Genomic DNA, 19,166 nt, shown 5'->3' with positions numbered 1-19,166 from the left:
TTATCGAGTTTATTTTTTGCGTAATCTTATATTCAATGTCGAACGCGAATGTGTCTAATCATTCATTTGTTGTAAATCAGTGACTTCAGATATTGCCGAATATGATTGGTGCATTTACATTTCTTGCACTTAGTTATCCTACATATACTAAGCTGCACCTAAGGCTGAAAGCCTTGTAGTAAAGAGTTGAGGCTGGCAAAGCATTTAGTGCTTGATATTAAAGAACACTAGCTTATTTATGATGTAGTTTGGAGCCGACCAAAAAATGAATATTGCTATTGAGATGCCTTGCATTTCGTACATTTAAGCATTTCCGACGGAAGCTTTAGGTTGCTAATCCAACTTAATTATCGGCTACTTTATAGCGGAATAATGTTCTCCCTCGACTAGTTTCCCTAACTTATAAAGGAGGGGTCTACAGTTAGCACTAAATGGATTAAGAGCCCTTTCTACTGGCGCGGGTATTGGCCTGATATTTTGTTAGCATGTTTATTGCTTCTAATGTGACGTTAGTGACAACACAAGAATACTTAAAGTTGAGAACTATATACCGAGGATCTTTTGATGGGTTATGTTATTCAAGGGACTACGATTAAGCCGAAAAATGGATAGAGCTAAATTTAAATATTGTGGAGTATTACAGTGTAAATAAAAAAGCCATGCAATTGCATGGCTTTTCTGGTTTAGCTTAAGTGATTATGGACGTGCCATATCCGACTCTGCACCATTAGCGAGTTTGATTTTGGCAGTAGACTCTTCGTTCGCAGTATTCTCATACTCTCGTCCTTTAGGGACAGCCACTTGTTCTCTCACCTCAACGACAGGCTTGGTCATATCCGAAGACACCATAGAGCCAAAGCGGCTGGCGGCTTTCGGCTTGCTGACAATAACTGCATCCGTGATTTGCGGTGTTGTTGGAGCCGTTTGTATCGTGGCTTGAGGCTTAGCTATAGCTGCCGGTCTGGCCATTGGCGCAGAGGCTGTTGCTTTCACGGCTTCTTTTACTTCAGCGCTCGGTGCAACACTTGGCTCGACAAGTGTTTCGGTTTTAGCTGCTTCAGCTTTGGGTACTGCTACTGATTTAGTCACTGAGCTTTCAACTGATGGGACTACAACGACTACGGCTTCAGCAGTAACGCTGGTCACCTGAGTTTCAACGATTGACGCAAGGTCAACTTTTACGTCAGCAGCCTTTGGCTCTTCCGCTTTCGTTTCAGTGGTTTTAGTCACAACAGGTTTAGTTTCAACTTGCTGAGTTTCAACTGCTGCAACGTCATTTGCTTGAGGCTGAGGCTCAACTTTTGCTTCTACTTTAACAACAGCAGGAGCTTCAACAGCTGGAGTTGAACTGGTTTCAGCTATTTCGACGTCAGCAGTTTTAACGGCCGGTTCAGTTACCGCTGTTGTTTGAGTTGCAACAACAGGAGTTTCCACTCGAACACTGACGATTTCGCTTGGGTACTCTTGGTCCGCACCTAATTCGTCATTAGGAACGAATTGCGCTGGCGTTGATGTCCCTTGGTCATCTTCGTCGCGACGACGACGTTGACCCGCTGCACGAAGGTGGCGAGGGCTACGACGGCTACGACGTTGACCATCTCTTTGCTCGCGTTTTGATTGATCATCAGCATTCGCATTTTCGTTGTCTGCATCAACTTCGCTATCTTGCGATACAGCATCCGCTGCTACAGTATGAGCTGCTGTGTCAACCAAGGTGTTTTCAGCTACGTTAACAGCATCAACAGCAGGTGTTTCTACTACAGTAGCAATTACAGTTGTCTCTTCTAGCACAATATTTTCTTGCGCTTCTTGAGCAGGTGCAGCTTCCTTACGAGGCTGGCGACGTGTTCTTGGCGCTTTAGTTTCTACTGGCGTTTGGGCAATGACTTCAGCTTTGGCATTAACACTGATAGTACTTGCCGCTGCGGCGTTAAGGGCTGCAATTTCCGCTAACACTTCTGCGGCATCTTCAGGTGCAATTGGGATCGCATTATCTGGCGTATTATGGCCATTATCGATACGCACCTTACGACGCATGTTACGGCGCTGACGACGCTCGCGGGCGACTTCTTGCTTAGGGGCATCATCTGCTTCAATGTCGGCAACAACATCTTTTGGCGCTTGTACGCGTGGCTTAGGTTCAGCTTTAGCTGGACGTTTAGCCGTTTCTTCTTTTTCGCGTACTGGACGTTCTTGTGTGCTGACTACTGCATCAGTCGGCTTTTTTGGATTGCGGCTACGCGGCTCACGAGTGCCTTCTTTTGCTTTGTCGGCATCTTGGGCATTGCGTGGGCGGCGAGTGTCATTACGACGGTTACGGCGATTTGCGTTAGCCGCAGTGGTATCAGTTGCTTTAGCTTCAACAACTTTTACGGGTTCAGCTTTTTCACTTGGCGCAAACATGGCACTGATTGCACTCACAAGCTTGCTGAAGAAGCCTGGTTGTGGCGCTTCAACTTTCACCGTTGGTGATGGGGCTTGTTCTACTTTCTGTGGCGCAGCAAAACCTTTTAATGCCGGAATAGGCGCCGCAGTACGTTCCAGTTTGCGTGGCTCATATAATTTGGCTTCAGGATGCTCTATACGTTTATAGCTTGATTCACTGATTTCATCATCACTACGGTGACGGATCACGCGGTAATCAGGCGTCATCATGTGTGCGTCAGGTATCACATACACTTCGACATCGTGACGCTGTTCTGTGATGCGAATGGCTTTGCGTTTCTCGTTTAACAAGAAAGCTGCAACATCCACAGGCACAATCGCTTCGATTTGTGAGGTGTTTTCTTTGATGGCTTCTTCTTCCATCAAACGTAAAATTGACAGTGCTAAAGACTCGGTACTGCGAATCGTGCCTTGGCCATGACAGCGAGGGCAGATATGCGCTGCAGATTCTTCTAAAGAGGGGCGTAGACGTTGACGCGACATTTCCATCAAACCGAAACGAGAAATGCGACCTAACTGCACGCGAGCACGATCGTGGTGCACAGCATCACGTAAACGGTTTTCAACTTCACGCTGATGACGCACTGGCGTCATATCGATAAAGTCGATAACCACTAAGCCACCTAAGTCGCGGAGACGCAATTGACGGGCAATTTCATCGGCGGCTTCGAGGTTAGTGTTCAGTGCTGTTTCTTCAATATCGCCGCCTTTAGTGGCACGGGCAGAGTTGATATCGATTGAGGTTAACGCTTCAGTTGGGTCGATAACAATCGAACCGCCAGATGGCAGACGTACTTCGCGTTGGAAGGCGGATTCAATTTGTGATTCGATTTGGAAGTGAGTGAATAATGGCACTTCAGCTTCGTACAGTTTCACGCGCTCAACGAAATCAGGGCGAACTAAGGCGATATGTTGCTTCGCTTCTTCAAAAATACGTGGATGATCGATGAGGATTTCGCCCACGTCACGGCGTAAATAGTCACGAATAGCGCGAACTATCACATTGCTTTCTTGGTGAATTAAGAAAGGTGCGCCTTTAACTTGTGAAGCTTCGGTGATCGCCGCCCAGTGGTGTTGTAGAACTTTTAAGTCCCACTTTAACTCGGCAGATTCTTTGCCTACACCCGCAGTACGCACGATAAGACCCATGCCCGCAGGCACTTCTAAGTCAGCCATCGCTTCTTTTAGCTCAGTGCGTTCATCACCTTCGATACGACGAGAAATCCCGCCAGCACGTGGGTTGTTTGGCATTAATACTAAGTAAGAGCCTGCAAGGCTGATGAAGGTCGTTAAGGCTGCACCTTTATTGCCGCGTTCTTCTTTGTCAATTTGGACAATAACTTCCTGTCCTTCACTGACCACTTCTTTGATGTTTGGGCGACCTTGGAACGAATATCCCTTCGGGAAATATTCTCTAGCGATTTCTTTCAGTGGTAAAAAGCCGTGACGATCGGCACCGTAGTCGACGAAAGCGGCTTCTAAAGACGGTTCTACGCGGGTAATTTTACCTTTGTAAATGTTTGATTTTTTTTGCTCATGACCTGGGCTTTCAATGTCTAGATCATACAGTTGTTGCCCATCAACAAGGGCAACACGCAACTCTTCTGATTGAGTTGCATTGATTAACATACGTTTCATGATGACGTCATTCTTCTTTAAATAGAGGTCATCAAACATCGCGCTTCGCTGCATTACGGGCCTAGCAGTAGGTCAACTGAGCCTCACGGCTGGTGGCTAGGCAAGAGGTGCGCATTACTGTTAGACGCAGTCGCTGCGTGTCGCATCCTATTTATGGCTTATTTTTTAATGATTACAAAAACAAGGAATTCGTTGTAAAACATCAACCAACCCCATAAATTCTTTAGTTTCGTTCCGGTAATGCCCAAGTCGAATCGGTTTGTCTGACGACAAGTTAAAATATCCTTCGAAATCGGGGAGGAAAACCTAGGGTAAACCTTATTAAAGTAAGGTGACTTTCTCGATTTAATCGTAAAAAACGCATTTGTGGTATTTTTACTCTGTATACGATTTGCAAATCAATGATTTGCTATCAAGAAAATATTTTTTTATCCGTTAAATTTTCCGCTTGGGATCAGGGCGTTGTGAACACTTTATTCACGGCTTATCCCTAATCGCTGGTGAAATATAGCAATAATCAAAAAATTCAGCAATGGAAAGGCACAATTCTTCTCAGTTGTTGTACAATGGCGACCGTTATAATTAGATGGCGCATCATGAATATAGAATCCACCCCACAACAGGTTCAGTTGATCACGATTGATGAAGATCACTTCGAACAGCGTATCGATAATTACTTAATGACCAAGCTGAAGGGCGTGCCGAAAAGCATGATCTATCGCATTGTCCGCAAGGGCGAGGTTCGAGTTAATAAAAAACGCATCAAACCCGAGTACAAGTTGCAGATTGGCGACATAGTACGTATTCCGCCAGTCCGCGTGGCAGAGCCGGACAACCGTACCGCACCATCGGCGAACTTAAGTAAAGTCTCGCAACTCGAAGACCGTATTTTGCATGAAGACAATCATTTGATCGTGCTGAATAAACCTGCTGGCATTGCCGTGCATGGTGGTAGTGGAGTCGATTACGGTGTGATTGAAGCATTGCGTTCACTGCGTCCTCAACAAAAGTTTTTAGAGCTAGTACATCGTCTCGATAAAGATACTTCGGGTGTGTTGTTGGTGGCTAAAAAGCGTAGCGCGCTTAAACATCTGCATGATCAGCTTCGGTATAAAAAGATGCAGAAAGACTATTTGGCCTTAGTTAAAGGTGAATGGTCTGCTCAAGATAAAGCCGTTAAACAGCCTTTATTGAAAATCACCCTCAAATCCGGTGAGCGCATTGTGCGTGTTAATGCTGAGGGTAAACCTTCAGAAACGCGCTTTAAAATTATGCAGCGTTACCAAGGTTGTACTTTAGTGAAGGCAAGCCCTGTCACTGGACGTACTCATCAAATTCGGGTGCATTGTCAATTTGCAGGTCATCCAATCGCCTGTGATGATAAGTACAGCGAGCAAGGGTTTGACGATAGTATGCGTTCATTAGGCTTAACTCGACTCTTTTTACATGCCGCTGAATTGATGTTCATTCATCCAGAAAATGATGAAGTGATGCGGGTTTCAGCGCCTTTAGATGAAAATTTGTCGCAATTACTCGATAAATTAAAGCGTGTGTAATCGACGGGGATAGGTTTCAAGGATGAAGATAAAGCAATACGATTTAGTGATTTTCGATTGGGATGGCACTTTGATGGATTCTATCGGTAAAATTATCACTTGTATTGAAAATATGGCTAAGGCATTGCAGTTACCTATCCCAACTGAAAGTGACATTCGCGATATTATTGGTCTTTCTATGACAGAAGCGCTGCGAGTCCTGTTCCCACAGGGGCTTAATTGCAGCGCTTCTTCTGTATATTCTCAGCCTCTACATTCTAATAATGCATTCTGCCAAGGCGAAGATGATCAATATCAGCAGATGCGCGCTGAGTTTAAAGCACAATATTTGCATTTAGACACCACGCCAACGCCCTTGTTTGTACAAACTCCAGCGTTAATTGATGACTTGCATAGCCAGGGCTATAAGTTAGCCGTCGCAACTGGTAAAGCCCGTGCGGGACTTGATCGCGTTTTTGCGCAAACGGGCTTAGGTCGATACTTTGTTGCATCACGCTGCGCCGATGAAGTGCACAGCAAACCCCATCCTGAAATGATCTCAAGTTTGCTGAAAGAATTGAATATTGCCCCGAACAGAGCCTTAATGGTGGGTGATTCTCTGCTGGATTTAACCATGGCGGCCAATGCAGGGATTGATAGCGTTGGTGTGACCTATGGCGCTCACAGTGCCGAAAAGTTGCTGCGGGCAAAACCTATCGCCTTGATAGATTCACCAAAGCAATTACTGCAATACCTCTAACACTGCTATTTAATGCTGGAGCGGCAATACATGCCGCTGCGCATGAGACTTCCTTATCACTTTTATTTACGTCTCATCTTCTCGTCGATGAAACGACTCAGTAGCCCGGTATTTTTGATACGCGTCATCGATTCAATAAACAGAGCAAAGCCTTGGCAAACGTTTAAGCGAGAACGTCTACACCTTGGGCTAACAGCATTTCCGTCAGTAATATCAGTGGTAAGCCAACTAAGGTATTGGGATCTCGACCTTCGAGCGCTGTAAATAACGCGATACCTAAACCTTCACTCTTAAAACTGCCCGCGCAATAATAGGGCTCTTCTTTTTCAATGTAAGCCACAATCTGCGCATGGCTAAGGTGCCTAAAATGAACCGTAAAGGGTTCAACCTCAGCGGCCATAGCGCCAGTTTTGGCATTATAGAGTGCAAGACCAGTATAAAAGGTGATGGCCTTGCCTGAGGCTTGAGTGAGCTGCGCGACGGCATTATTAAAATGATGGGGTTTACCGATAATCTTGCCATCAATGACGGCAACTTGATCGGAGCCAATAATCAGACCATCGGGGAATTGTTCTGCTCCCGCGACGGCTTTTGCTTTGGCTAATCGCAGCACTAAAGCATGGGCCGATTCCTCGAGATACGCCGTTTCGTCAATATTAGGATTGCAGCATTCGAAGGGAAGACCGAGTTTTTGCAGTAAAGATTGTCGGTATACAGAGGTCGAAGCTAAGATTAATGAGGTTGGCATAATAGGATATCCGCAAAAGAGTGAGTCATATTGTGACCAATCAATGCGGGAGAGTACAAGAGTTTCGTCTTTTACGGTTTCTTTTCAATGAATGTGACTATTTTAGGCGGCTTGCGCTTGTATGCGGCCCCATGCTTGGGTACTATTTCGCTTCCGTCAATTTCAATGTTGGGGCAGGGGAAAGGCTTAAGTCGCAAACTGGGACTTAAGTTAGTATTTTTTCTTTGACTCTAGCGTTTTCAAACTATAATATGCGCGCCTTATGCAAACAGTAAAGATACCGGTTTCAATTGATCCATTTCGCGCCGCCTCGAGTCGCCTAGTTTATCAGGGCGTTGTTCCTGGTGTGCAACTGAAAAGATTAACTGAGTTATGTGCCGGCGACTGTTCCGATGTGGCAGTGTCGCTTGAATGTGGCGTAGATTTACAGGGGATAGTCTACCTGAAAGGGAAGGCTGTGACGGAGCTCACTCTGATATGTCAACGTTGCATGACACTATTTACCACTGAGGTTACGGTCGAGTTTTGTTTTGGTCCATGTCGGACTAAAGCAGAAATCGATGAGCTCCCGGATGCGTATGACCCAATTGAGTGCAATGAAATTGGCGAAGTGCGTCTACATCAATTGATCGAAGATGAATTGATAGTCGCTATGCCGATAATCCCAATGCATCAAGAAATTGATTGCAGTGCAGGATCTAAAGACATGGTTGTAGGCGAGATAGAACCCGCTCAAGAGGAGCGTCCAAATCCGTTTGCAGTGTTAGAAAAACTGAAGAGCAAGTAATCGAGGAGACAGGCCAATGGCTGTACAACAGAACAAAAAATCACGTTCAAAGCGCGGAATGCGCCGTTCACATGACGCACTGAGCACTGCTCAGCTGTCTGTAGACGCTACCAGCGGTGAAATCCATATGCGTCACAATGTGACTGCAGATGGCTTCTATCGCGGTAAAAAGGTAATCAACAAGTAATTTGTTGGTTTCCTAATGACGAATCTGACGCTTGCGTTAGATGCAATGGGTGGTGATCATGGCCCCCACGTCACGGTGCCTGCAGCCTTGCGGGCACTACAATTACATTCTTTTCTTAAAATCATTTTAGTCGGTGACAAGACTGAAATTGATGTCTATCTACGTCAAGCCGAAGCGAGTTTACTTTCGCGCATAGAAATCATTCATACCGATGAAGTCGTTAGTATGTCCGATAGGCCTGTGCATGCCTTGCGTACACGTAAAAACAGTTCCATGCGATTGGCTATTGAGTTAGTGCGTGACGACCGCGCACAAGCGTGTGTGAGTGCCGGTAACACAGGGGCGCTGATGGCAATGGCGAAAGTATTGCTGAAGACCTTGCCTGGTGTTGATCGACCCGCATTAGTCAGTTGTTTACCTGCGGTGACTCAAAAACCGGTTTATTTGTTGGATTTGGGCGCGAATATTTCCTGTGACTCTGAAACCTTATTTCAATTTGCCGTGATGGGCTCAGTCCTGTGCGAAGTGGTAGATAAGAAATCTCGGCCAAAAGTCGCCTTGCTCAATGTGGGCGTTGAAGAAATTAAAGGTAATGACCAAGTTCAGCAAGCCGCGCAGTTGCTGCAACACACAGAACAAATCAATTACACAGGTTTTATCGAAGGGGATGAAATCTATTCCGGTAATGTGGATGTGATTGTTTGTGATGGGTTTGTGGGTAACATCACGCTCAAGACCTCAGAAGGTATTGCCAAGTTATTAGTACATCAGTTAAAACGGGGACTAACCCAAGGTTTATTCGTTCGTTTTCTGGCTAAACTTATCGCCCCTCGTATCCAGGCGGTCCTTAGTCAGATGAACCCCGACCACTATAACGGTGCAAGTCTGATAGGATTGCGCGGAATAGTTGTAAAAAGCCATGGAAACGCGGATGAAACTGCCTATTTACAAGCAATTAGTTTGGCAGTAACGGAAGCTCAACGTCGACTCCCTGAAATGATAAAAGATCGTTTGGAGTCGATTCTTTTAGATATAAATAACTGATCCCTCCTTATGCATACAAAAATTCTCGGAACTGGTAGTTATCTACCGGTGCAGGTGCGTAGCAATCAAGATTTGGAAAAAATGGTGGAAACCACTGACCAATGGATTGTTGAACGTACAGGTATATCAGAACGTCGCATTGCGGCTTTCGATGAAACCGTTTCAACTATGGGCTACCAAGCGGCATTAAAAGCGCTAGAAATGGCTGGCATAGAAGCATCAGATTTAGACATGATCGTTTGCGGCACCACCAGTGCTCCTAATGCTTTTCCGGCTGCGGCCTGTGAAATTCAAGCCATGCTTGGCGTGCATACCATTCCAGCTTTTGATATCGCAGCGGCGTGTTCAGGCTTTGTTTATGCTTTATCTGTTGCCGATCAATTTGTAAAAACGGGCGCGGCTAAAAAAGTATTAGTGATTGGTGCCGATGTACTGTCTCGCTTATGTGAGCCAGAAGATCGTTCAACGATTATTTTATTTGGTGATGGTGCGGGCGCGGTTGTGATAGGCGCATCCGAAACGCCAGGGATCATTTCGACCCACATTTATGCCGACGGTCGCCAAGGTGACTTATTGAAATGCGCTTTCCCACCACGCCAAGGCGAAACCTCTGAAGCGGTCGGTTTTATGACCATGAAAGGCAACGATGTCTTTAAAGTGGCTGTGACTCAATTGTCCCATGTGGTGACTGAGACGTTACGCATTAACAATATCGATAAGTCAGAAATTGACTGGTTAGTGCCACATCAAGCTAACTTCCGAATTATCAATGCTACCGCTAAAAAGCTCGATATGAGTCTTGATAAAGTCGTATTGACCTTAGCTAAACACGGTAATACTTCTGCCGCGTCAGTGCCCATTGCATTGGATGAAGCCGTACGTGATGGCCGTATTCAGCGCGGACAACTACTGCTGCTTGAGGCCTTTGGTGCTGGGTTTGCGTGGGGCAGTGCGCTCATTCGTTTCTAAGTTCTACATGTGTGTTCCACATGATTTTTCAATAAATTAAGTTAGCCATAGGTAATTTGAATATGGAAAATGTTGCTTTTGTATTTCCGGGTCAAGGTTCACAAGCCCTAGGCATGTTAGCCGAGCTTGCCGAATCTCATGCTGTTGTTGGACAAACCTTTGCTGAGGCGAGTGACGTCTTAGGTTATGATCTGTGGGCATTGGTTCAGCAAGGTCCTGTTGAAAGCTTAAATGAAACCGATAAAACTCAACCAGCCCTATTAGCGGCGAGCGTGGCGATTTGGCGTGCCTACGTGGCTTCAGGCAAACCTATGCCAGCTATACTCGCGGGTCACAGCTTAGGCGAGTATTCTGCTTTAGTTTGCGCGGGTGTGATGGATTTTAAAGACGCGATTAAGTTGGTGGAATTACGTGGTCAACTGATGCAGCAAGCGGTTCCAGCTGGCACGGGTGCTATGTATGCGATTATCGGTTTGGACAACGAGAGTATCGCTAATGCCTGCGCCGACGCGGCTCAAGGTGACGTGGTGAGTCCAGTTAACTTTAACAGTCCTGGTCAAGTGGTCATTGCAGGTCAAAAAGACGCAGTTGAGCGCGCTGCAGCAGCTTGTAAAGCCGCGGGCGCTAAAATGGCGGTGGCTTTACCTGTCAGCGTGCCATCACACTGCGCATTAATGAAACCTGCGGCGGATAAACTGGCCGTGGCATTAAACGATGTACAGTTTAATACCCCAACAATTACTGTGATTAATAACGTTGATGTGGCATCACCCACCTCTGCTGATGACATTAAAGATGCGTTAGTGCGTCAGTTATATTGTCCTGTCCGCTGGAGCGAAACTGTTGAGCTAATGGCCCAAAAAGGCATTACCCAACTGGTGGAATGTGGTCCTGGTAAAGTATTGACAGGATTAGCAAAACGAATTAATAAATCACTATCAGCCCAAGCGGTTAATGATGTTGCTTCATTAGCAGCATTAACTGAGTAAGGAGTTTATATGAGTTTCAACCTGAATTTAACAGGCAAAGTGGCTTTGGTGACAGGTGCGAGCCGCGGTATTGGCCGTGCGATCGCTGAGACATTGGTCGAAGCGGGCGCCGTGGTTATTGGAACCGCAACCAGTGAGAAGGGCGCTGCGGCGATCCAAGAATATCTGGGTGACAAAGGTTTTGGTTTAGTGCTTAATGTCACAGATAGTGAATCTGTTACACATTTATTCGCCTCGATCAAAGAAAAAGCGGGTGATGTTGATATTCTAGTCAACAACGCGGGTATAACCCGTGATAATCTGCTGATGCGGATGAAAGATGATGAATGGCAGGATATTATCGACACCAACCTGACATCGTTATTTAGACTGTCAAAACCTGTGATGCGTACCATGATGAAAAAGCGCTTTGGCCGAATCATCAATATCGGTTCAGTGGTAGGCACCATGGGCAATGCAGGTCAAGTTAACTACTCGGCAGCAAAGGCGGGTTTGATTGGATTTACAAAATCTCTTGCAAGAGAGGTTGCATCTCGTCAAATTACAGTTAATGCTATCGCTCCTGGATTTATCCAGACCGATATGACAGATGAGCTGACCGAAGAGCAGCAAAAAGCTATCATGTCACAGGTTCCGATGGAACGATTAGGGCAAGCGCAAGAAATTGCCAATGCAGTGCTCTTTTTGGCCTCGGACTCAGCCGCTTACATCACAGGCGAAACTTTGCATGTGAATGGCGGCATGTACATGGTTTAAGGGCGAATGGCAGGGATTTCTGTCGCAACTGAGTAGTGATCTGTATCAATTGATAGTGAAATTTCGTGGTTAGACCACGAAAACTAAGCTTGCATTGTCAGCCAAATCTAATAAACTACTCGCAATCTTACGCAAGTGCGTAATTTGAATAGGAAAGAAAACTAATGAGCAACATCGAAGAACGTGTAAAGAAAATCATTGTAGAGCAACTGGGCGTTAAAGAAGAAGACGTTAAGCCAGCGGCATCTTTCGTTGACGATCTGGGTGCAGATTCTCTGGACACTGTTGAGTTGGTTATGGCTCTGGAAGAAGAGTTTGATACCGAGATCCCTGATGAAGAAGCTGAAAAGATCACTACTGTTCAAGCAGCGATCGACTACGTTTCTAAGAATCAGTAATTCTGAATTCTTGAAGACAGGCGGCATTTTTGCCGCCTGTTTTTGTTTTACCCCCGTCAAATTCTGCCTCCGTGCCATTCAATCGTCTCTGGATCGTGTTTTAATTGTTATCCACGAGATGCTCGCCGCAGATTGGCGAATTTTTCTAAATAAAAATTATTTAAGAAATTGTCTAATGATAGAAAACCCTGTGTCCTCTATCTGAATTAACAAATTAGCATTTAAAGGTGACTGCCGTGTCTAAACGTCGTGTAGTGGTAACCGGTTTGGGGTTAGTAACTCCAGTGGGCAATACTGTCGATACTACTTGGAAGGCTTTGCTTTCGGGTAAGAGTGGTATTGCACCGATAACCAAATTTGATGCCAGTGAATTTACCACTCGTTTCAGTGGTTCAGTAAAAGATTTCGATGTTGAGCAATACGTAACGAAAAAAGACGCCCGTAAGATGGACCTCTTTATTCAATACGGTATGGCGGCTGGCATCCAAGCTATCCAAGACTCAGGTCTGGACATGAGTAAAGAAAACCCTGGTCGTGTCGGTACTGCTATTGGTGCGGGTATGGGCGGTATGTGGTTGATTGAACAAGGTCACAGCGCATTGATGAATGGTGGCCCGCGTAAGGTTTCTCCTTTTTTCGTACCTAGTACCATCATCAATATGATTTCGGGCCACTTGTCGATCATGTTTGGCATGAAAGGGCCAAATTTCGCCGTGACGACCGCTTGTACTACGGGCGTGCATAATATCGGTTTCGCGGCGCGTACCATTGCCTATGGTGATGCAGACGTGATGGTTGCCGGCGGTGCTGAGGATGTCACTTCTCCTTTAGGCGTGGCAGGTTTTGGTGCAGCGAAAGCATTATCGACACGCAATGACGATCCGACTGCGGCGAGCCGTCCATGGGATAAAGACCGTGATGGTTTTGTGATCGGTGATGGCGCTGGTGTGATGGTGATGGAAGAGTACGAACACGCAAAAGCGCGCGGTGCGACCATTTACGGCGAATTAGTCGGTTTTGGTATGAGCGGTGATGCGTTCCACATGACATCGCCTCCAAGCGACGGAGCAGGCGCTGCGGCGGCTATGGTCAATGCTATTAATGACGCTAAGTTATCACTGGAGCAAATTGGTTATATCAATGCCCACGGTACGTCGACGCCAGCGGGTGATAAAGCGGAAGCGGCAGCGGTTAAGTCAGTATTTGGCGACCACGCTTATAAAGTACTGGTTAGCTCGACTAAATCGATGACGGGTCACCTGTTAGGTGCTGCGGGCGCGGTTGAAGCGATTTTCACTTTGCTAGCACTGCGCGACCAAGCCGTACCGCCAACCATCAACTTGGATAATCCAGATGAAGGTTGTGACTTAGATTTTGTTGCCCATACAGCCCGTGACGTGAAGATGGATTACGCTCTGTGTAACTCCTTCGGTTTTGGTGGGACTAACGGTTCATTACTGTTCAAGAAAGTGTAAAACACGCATTTATGGTGTAAAAAACAGTGAAAAAATGCGCCTGAGGGCGCATTTTTTATGGGGCAAATTCATTGCTCATGTGAGTTGAACTCCGTTATCTTATGACTTTATTGTGATTGATGTCACTTTCTAACTGTATGATATCCATAGTGTTAACATTTGTTCATCAAGCTTGTTTAATTCTAATGACCACAGATAATGACAGACATATTCAATCTTAATGGAGTGTGTCATGTTAAATCCCGCGGTGATCCCGCTTGTTCCCCTCATTGGCGCATTAACTGCCAATCTGACCGAATTGATCCGTGGTGAGTTTAAAGTGTGGCATCCAAACATGGACATTGGGATCAAGACTTTTACCTTAGCAATCGCTGCTTACGTGGTGGTTTGGTTTGCCTTATTGGTGACGGCGATTAACGTCGGTGGCGATAGCAATATGTCTTCGGGCCTCGAAGTGCTTGGTTTCTTTATGTTTGGCTTAGGCGTTTACACTTTTGCTAAGGGTACGCGTTTCGTCAGTAGTGAATTTCAGCTATGGATTTATCGTTTAGCGTTGCCGAGTTTATTGCTTTGCTGCGTGCTTATTAGCCACTTTGGTTAAATCGAATTTTTTGACGAGGTCAATCGTAATTATTTTTACGCTAATGGGGCTTTCTATCGTAAACTCAGCCTATTGCACGAAACATTGAGCCACAGTGGCTGAATAAGTTGAGGTTATATGGCTGGTATAGATAGACAAAGTACCCTGAGATTTTTGTCAGAGCCTGCGGATGTGAATTTTGGTGGTAAAGTTCACGGCGGCGCTGTGATGAAGTGGATCGATCTCGCGGCCTATGCCTGTGCAGCGGGCTGGAGCGGTAAATATTGTATTACTGCTTATGCGGGCGGTATTCGTTTTGTGCAACCCATTTTGGTGGGCAATATTGTTGAAGTTAGCGCAAAAGTGATTTATACGGGTAAAACTTCTATGCATATCGGTATCGATGTGCGAGCGGGCGATCCTAAAGTTTCTGAGCGTCATCTCACCACCCATTGTATTGTGATCATGGTAGCAGTTGATGAAGATGGCCTACCTACGCCAGTGCCTGAGTGGATACCACAGACGGAACATGATATTCATTTGCGGGATTCTGCACTGCGCTTGATGGAAATGCGTAAAAAGATTGGCGCCGAAATGGAAGCCCATGTGGTGAAATAGCCCCATAAATTAAATCAGCAAAGGCGCTTAAGGCGCCTTTGTTGTTTCTAGCGAAAAGTGCGTTTATCACTCGCTCCGATTTCACTCTGACGTTACCGTTGATGGATGTTAAACTGCGGCCACTATTTTGAATCGATTCATTTTGTTTATCTATTTAAGGATCAGCTCATGGCAAAAGTCGCATTTATTGGTTTAGGCGTAATGGGATATCCCATGGCGAGGCATTTACTGAACAAAGGCCATGAGGTCACTGTTTATAATCGTACTTTTGCCAAGGCGCAAACTTGGGTCGACACCTATGGTGGTCGCTGCTGTCCAACACCAAAGGAAGCGGCAGAGGGTCAAGATATTGTGTTTACTTGCGTGGGCAATGACAACGACCTGCGGGAAGTGGTATTAGGCAGTGATGGCGTTATTCATGGGATGGAAAAGGGCACTGTGCTGGTTGACCATACTACGGCTTCGGCCGATGTCGCTCGTGAGCTTCATCAAGTGTTAGCGGAAAAGGGCATTGATTTCCTCGATGCGCCTGTGTCTGGCGGTCAAGCGGGCGCTGAAAATGGCGCCTTGACTGTGATGGTCGGCGGCAATGAAGCGGTATTTGAGCGTGTTAAACCCGTGATTGAAGCCTTTGCCCGCTGCGCCGAGCGTTTAGGTGAGGTTGGTGCAGGTCAGTTAACTAAGATGGTGAACCAAATTTGTATCGCGGGTGTGGTGCAAGGTTTGGCAGAAGCGCTGCAATTTGCCCGTAAAGCGGGACTCGATGGTGAGAAAGTCATTGAAGTGATCAGCAAAGGCGCGGCGCAAAGCTGGCAAATGGAAAATCGTTACAAGACGATGTGGGGCCAGAGCTATGATTTTGGTTTTGCCGTCGATTGGATGCGTAAAGACTTAGGCATAGCCTTAGAAGAAGCTCGCCGCAATGGTTCACACTTGCCATTGACCGCTTTGGTGGATCAATTCTATTCAGAAGTTCAGGGCATGGGCGGTAACCGTTGGGATACGTCTAGCTTGCTGGCGCGCTTAGAAAAAACGGCGAAATAAGCTTTACCTTAAGTTTTATCGTTATAAAAACTTAGGTTTCGTAGTGATAAAACTCTGGTTTCGGAGTGATAAACACTCTGGTTTCGCAGTGATAGGTTTTGCAATGATAAAAATGCCCAGTCCCGACTGCGTTGGCAAATAGGACTGGGCATTTTTGTGTATCGTTTTTTGACTAGGATATTAAGAGCTAGGATATTTAATCGTTAGTCTTTCCAGCGAATATGGGTCACTAAACTGTGGGTTTCACCTGCCGCGAGCACGACTTTATCTTCTAATACATTGGCCGCTTCTAGGCAGACCATGGTCAGATAATCCTCTGGATTAAACCGGCCAAGGCGTTGTGACTTTTCAATCCATGGATTCCATAATACGGCGGATTGGCTGTTATCGCGGCTGACTTCAATTATCCCCTGCGGCGTATGCAATAACTGCGCAGGGCCGAGATCGGTATAGACACGATCTGTCTCGCGATCAAAGCGCACTTCATCCGTAGTTTGCGGGTAAGGCCCCTCGGCAAATTCGATGTATTTAGCGCCACTAAAACCGCTGGCTTTGAGTTGGTGGATATCCTCAATCGGGAAATAGCTGTGCAGCGCTTGGGTCAGCGTAACGGTTTCATCGCCTAGGTTGGTATTCACTAAGCTAATGTTTAGAGTGTCGCCCAGGGTGAATAACACGCTGACCTCAGTGTTATGCGGCCAATAGATTTTATCTTGCTCGCTGATTTTTAAGCTAAAACGTAAATCCACTAACTGATTACGCATTTCTACCGATTCCAGCGCCCAAATACGGGTACGGGCGAAACCGTGTTGGGGAAAGTTCGCTTCACTACTCATGCCAAACCAAGGCCAGCATAAGGGGACACCGCCACGGATCCCATTACCGGGTTGATAATCGTCAGCCGATGAAACCCACAGCAAAGGTGGTTTGCCTACGGGTTGAAAATAGTCTATTTGCGCGCCCTGCAAAAAAATTCTTGCCTGACATAACGCCGTATTCACTTCGACATAATCGAGCCCGTTGGCGTGCTTTTTAGTAGTGACAGAACCCATAGTAACAATATCCTTAACTCTGCTGGCATATCAGAAAAACAGGCAGTTAGCTTACAAAGTTTTCCGCGATAACATAAGGCTTTGTTGCGATCAATTTACGGTTTCGCTGTTCGTTTGTGTAAACAAAAGTCTTTGCTGGCCGTTGGGGTGCTTTCTTTTTCGGCAGATTTAGCTAAAGTGGTCAGAGCACCAAAGTGGTCAGATCACTTAGTTGAGTTGCAGTCTAACAAGAAAAGGGAAGCGATTATGCCAGTTTATCAAGCGCCGCTGCGCGACTATCAATTTATCCTCGATGAAATGTTACATATTTATCAGCAAGATGCTCTCAAGGGGTTCGATGAAATCGATCCAGATCTCGTTGATGCGATCCTGCAAGGTATGGCTGACTTTAGTACTGAAGTCATGCTGCCGCTCAATAGTGTCGGCGATCTGCAAGGCTGTAAGTTGGTCGATGGTAAGGTGATTACCCCGGAAGGATTTGATAATGCCTATCGGCAGTTTGTCGATAATGGCTGGCCAACGCTGACCTGCGATCCTGAATATGGCGGCCAAGGCCTGCCAGAAGTAGTGGGGATTTTTGCCACTGAGATACAAACGGCAACTAACATGGCCTTTGCCATGTATCCCGGTTTGACCCATGGCGCTTATGCCGCCATCTATGCCCACGGCAGTGATGCGCTTAAGCAAAAATATTTGAGTAAACTGGTCAGCGGTGAATGGACTGGGACCATGAACTTGACCGAGTCCCACGCGGGTACTGATTTAGCCTTATTACGCACGAAAGCCGTGCCAGTATCCGAAGGCGTTTTTGCCATTACTGGCGAAAAAATTTTTATCTCCTCAGGCGATCATCAACTCACCGACAACATAGTGCACCTCGTATTAGCCCGTTTGCCCGATGCACCTGAAGGCGTGAAGGGCATATCTTTGTTCGCCGTGCCTAAAGTATTAGTGAATAACGATGGTAGTTTAGGCGCACCGAACACTTTATATGCCAGTGGCCTTGAACATAAGATGGGCATTCACGGTAACTCAACTTGTGTGATGGTATTTGAAGCTGCGCTGGGTGAGCTTGTCGGCGAGCCGCACCAAGGACTGCGCGCCATGTTTACTATGATGAACCAAGCGCGTTTAGGCGTTGGCGTGCAAGGTCTGGGTGTCTCTGAGATTGCCTATCAAAATGCGCTAGCCTATGCCAAAGACAGATTACAGAGCCGCGCCTTAAGTGGCGCCAAAGCCCCAGAAAAAGCCGCCGATCCGATTTTGGTTCACGGCGATGTGCGCCGCATGTTGCTGTCGCAAAAAGCCTTTAATGAAGGCGCAAGAGCCTTAGTTGGACAACAAGCTTTGTGGCTCGATGAAGCTGAGCGTCATACCGATCCCGCCAAAGCCAAAGTTGCCTCCCAATTAGCGGCACTGTTCACGCCAGTGGTGAAAGGTTTTATCACTAACCGTGGTTTTAATGCCTGTGTCGATGCACAGCAAGTGTTTGGTGGACATGGTTATATTCATGAGTGGGGTATGGAACAATTTGTGCGTGATAGCCGTATTGCACTGATTTATGAAGGCACTAACGGTATCCAGGCATTGGATTTAGTGGGGCGTAAGCTGCTTAGCGACCGCGGCGCGGCCATGCAGCAATGGTCGGCGTTAGTGACTGAGTTTATTAAGTCACATAGCACCAATGCGGCGATGCAACCCTACGTGAGTGGTTTAATGGATTGTGCGGGTGATTTGCAAAAGGCTAGCGGTTATTTAGCTGCACAAGCAGCGACCAATCCTGACATTATCGGCGCAGCCTCTATGGCTTATCTGGAGTTGTTTGGGGTGACTGCACTGGCATGGATGTGGGCCAGAAGTGCCGCGGTGGCATTAGCGGCGCTGGAGCAGGGCACTGAAGAAACCGCGTTTTACCAAGCTAAATTGAAAACTGCTGATTTCTACATGGCTTACTGGGCGGTGCAAGGTCGCAGTCTGCGTAAGCAAATTGAGCAGGCGAGTGAAATGCTAACTCAATTGGATGAAGCTATCTTTTAAGCATTCACCTTATAGGCTGAGTGAAGCCTTTGCTTAAGAACAGCTCAAAAACCAGCGCATTGTCACTGGTTTTTATTTTTGTATAGTTTAAATCTTTAACTTGT

Annotated in this window: 17 protein-coding genes; 14 read left to right on the top strand and 3 right to left on the bottom strand. The window is 46.3% G+C overall.

From position 1 onward, the window contains the following. Positions 1-696: 696 nt before the first annotated feature. Positions 697-4,137, bottom strand: coding sequence for a ribonuclease E (gene rne, locus L5M37_RS01695; protein ID WP_263199150.1), 3,441 nt, complete (start codon positions 4,135-4,137; stop codon positions 697-699). 542 nt (positions 4,138-4,679) lie between these two features. On the opposite strand from rne, the gene rluC reads away from it, so the two are divergent. Both rluC and L5M37_RS01685 read left to right on the top strand, forming a co-directional pair. After that, positions 4,680-5,639, top strand: coding sequence for a 23S rRNA pseudouridine(955/2504/2580) synthase RluC (gene rluC / locus L5M37_RS01690; protein WP_263199148.1), 960 nt, complete (start codon positions 4,680-4,682; stop codon positions 5,637-5,639). Positions 5,640-5,661: 22 nt separating this feature from the next. Further along, positions 5,662-6,378 (top strand): HAD family hydrolase, encoded by a 717-nt coding sequence (locus L5M37_RS01685; protein ID WP_263199147.1) that lies wholly within the window; start codon positions 5,662-5,664, stop codon positions 6,376-6,378. A 163-nt stretch (positions 6,379-6,541) separates the two neighbouring features. Here the strand turns inward: L5M37_RS01685 and L5M37_RS01680 are convergent, their stop codons facing one another. Continuing rightward, complete coding sequence (locus L5M37_RS01680) at positions 6,542-7,126, bottom strand: Maf family protein (RefSeq protein WP_263199145.1); 585 nt, start codon at positions 7,124-7,126, stop codon at positions 6,542-6,544. A 262-nt stretch (positions 7,127-7,388) separates the two neighbouring features. Between L5M37_RS01680 and yceD the strand changes: the two genes are divergently transcribed. The 11 genes from yceD (at position 7,389) to L5M37_RS01625 (ending at position 15,973) form a co-directional block, all read left to right on the top strand. Further along, positions 7,389-7,913, top strand: a complete 525-nt coding sequence (gene yceD, locus L5M37_RS01675) for a 23S rRNA accumulation protein YceD (RefSeq protein ID WP_028760371.1) — start codon at positions 7,389-7,391, stop codon at positions 7,911-7,913. Positions 7,914-7,929: 16 nt separating this feature from the next. Further along, positions 7,930-8,100 (top strand): 50S ribosomal protein L32, encoded by a 171-nt coding sequence (gene rpmF / locus L5M37_RS01670; RefSeq protein ID WP_006081226.1) that lies wholly within the window; start codon positions 7,930-7,932, stop codon positions 8,098-8,100. A gap of 15 nt (positions 8,101-8,115) precedes the next feature. Further along, the gene (plsX, locus tag L5M37_RS01665; protein ID WP_263199143.1) at positions 8,116-9,144 is read left to right on the top strand and encodes a phosphate acyltransferase PlsX; all 1,029 of its coding nucleotides are present in this window, start codon (positions 8,116-8,118) and stop codon (positions 9,142-9,144) included. A gap of 9 nt (positions 9,145-9,153) precedes the next feature. Then, on the top strand, positions 9,154-10,113 hold the full coding sequence (locus L5M37_RS01660) for a beta-ketoacyl-ACP synthase III (RefSeq protein ID WP_006081228.1): 960 nt from the start codon (positions 9,154-9,156) through the stop codon (positions 10,111-10,113). 62 nt (positions 10,114-10,175) lie between these two features. Further along, positions 10,176-11,102: an ACP S-malonyltransferase gene (gene fabD / locus L5M37_RS01655; protein ID WP_263199141.1), complete on the top strand. Its 927-nt coding sequence runs from the start codon at positions 10,176-10,178 to the stop codon at positions 11,100-11,102. A gap of 9 nt (positions 11,103-11,111) precedes the next feature. Next, complete coding sequence (gene fabG / locus L5M37_RS01650; protein ID WP_006081230.1) at positions 11,112-11,858, top strand: 3-oxoacyl-ACP reductase FabG; 747 nt, start codon at positions 11,112-11,114, stop codon at positions 11,856-11,858. A gap of 164 nt (positions 11,859-12,022) precedes the next feature. Continuing rightward, positions 12,023-12,256 (top strand): acyl carrier protein, encoded by a 234-nt coding sequence (gene acpP / locus L5M37_RS01645; protein ID WP_006081231.1) that lies wholly within the window; start codon positions 12,023-12,025, stop codon positions 12,254-12,256. 236 nt (positions 12,257-12,492) lie between these two features. After that, the gene (fabF, locus tag L5M37_RS01640; RefSeq protein ID WP_006087466.1) at positions 12,493-13,731 is read left to right on the top strand and encodes a beta-ketoacyl-ACP synthase II; all 1,239 of its coding nucleotides are present in this window, start codon (positions 12,493-12,495) and stop codon (positions 13,729-13,731) included. A gap of 232 nt (positions 13,732-13,963) precedes the next feature. Continuing rightward, positions 13,964-14,332, top strand: coding sequence for a hypothetical protein (locus L5M37_RS01635; RefSeq protein WP_028760367.1), 369 nt, complete (start codon positions 13,964-13,966; stop codon positions 14,330-14,332). A 117-nt stretch (positions 14,333-14,449) separates the two neighbouring features. Next, complete coding sequence (locus L5M37_RS01630) at positions 14,450-14,929, top strand: acyl-CoA thioesterase (protein WP_105252855.1); 480 nt, start codon at positions 14,450-14,452, stop codon at positions 14,927-14,929. A gap of 168 nt (positions 14,930-15,097) precedes the next feature. Beyond that, positions 15,098-15,973 carry an NAD(P)-dependent oxidoreductase gene (locus L5M37_RS01625; protein ID WP_263199140.1) on the top strand — a complete coding sequence of 292 codons (876 nt, stop codon included), beginning with the start codon at positions 15,098-15,100 and terminating at the stop codon, positions 15,971-15,973. A 203-nt stretch (positions 15,974-16,176) separates the two neighbouring features. Here L5M37_RS01625 and L5M37_RS01620 read toward each other — a convergent pair whose 3' ends face one another. Then, on the bottom strand, positions 16,177-17,025 hold the full coding sequence (locus L5M37_RS01620) for a D-hexose-6-phosphate mutarotase (protein ID WP_263199138.1): 849 nt from the start codon (positions 17,023-17,025) through the stop codon (positions 16,177-16,179). Between the two features lie 246 nt (positions 17,026-17,271). Between L5M37_RS01620 and L5M37_RS01615 the strand changes: the two genes are divergently transcribed. Continuing rightward, positions 17,272-19,062, top strand: a complete 1,791-nt coding sequence (locus tag L5M37_RS01615) for an acyl-CoA dehydrogenase C-terminal domain-containing protein (RefSeq protein WP_263199136.1) — start codon at positions 17,272-17,274, stop codon at positions 19,060-19,062. The last annotated feature ends 104 nt before the right edge of the window (positions 19,063-19,166 follow it).

The organism is Shewanella sp. SM69, from assembly GCF_025653985.1.
Taxonomy (GTDB): domain Bacteria; phylum Pseudomonadota; class Gammaproteobacteria; order Enterobacterales; family Shewanellaceae; genus Shewanella; species Shewanella oncorhynchi.
Note: the sequence above shows the minus strand (reverse complement) of the source record. Positions and strands in the feature narration are given on the sequence as shown.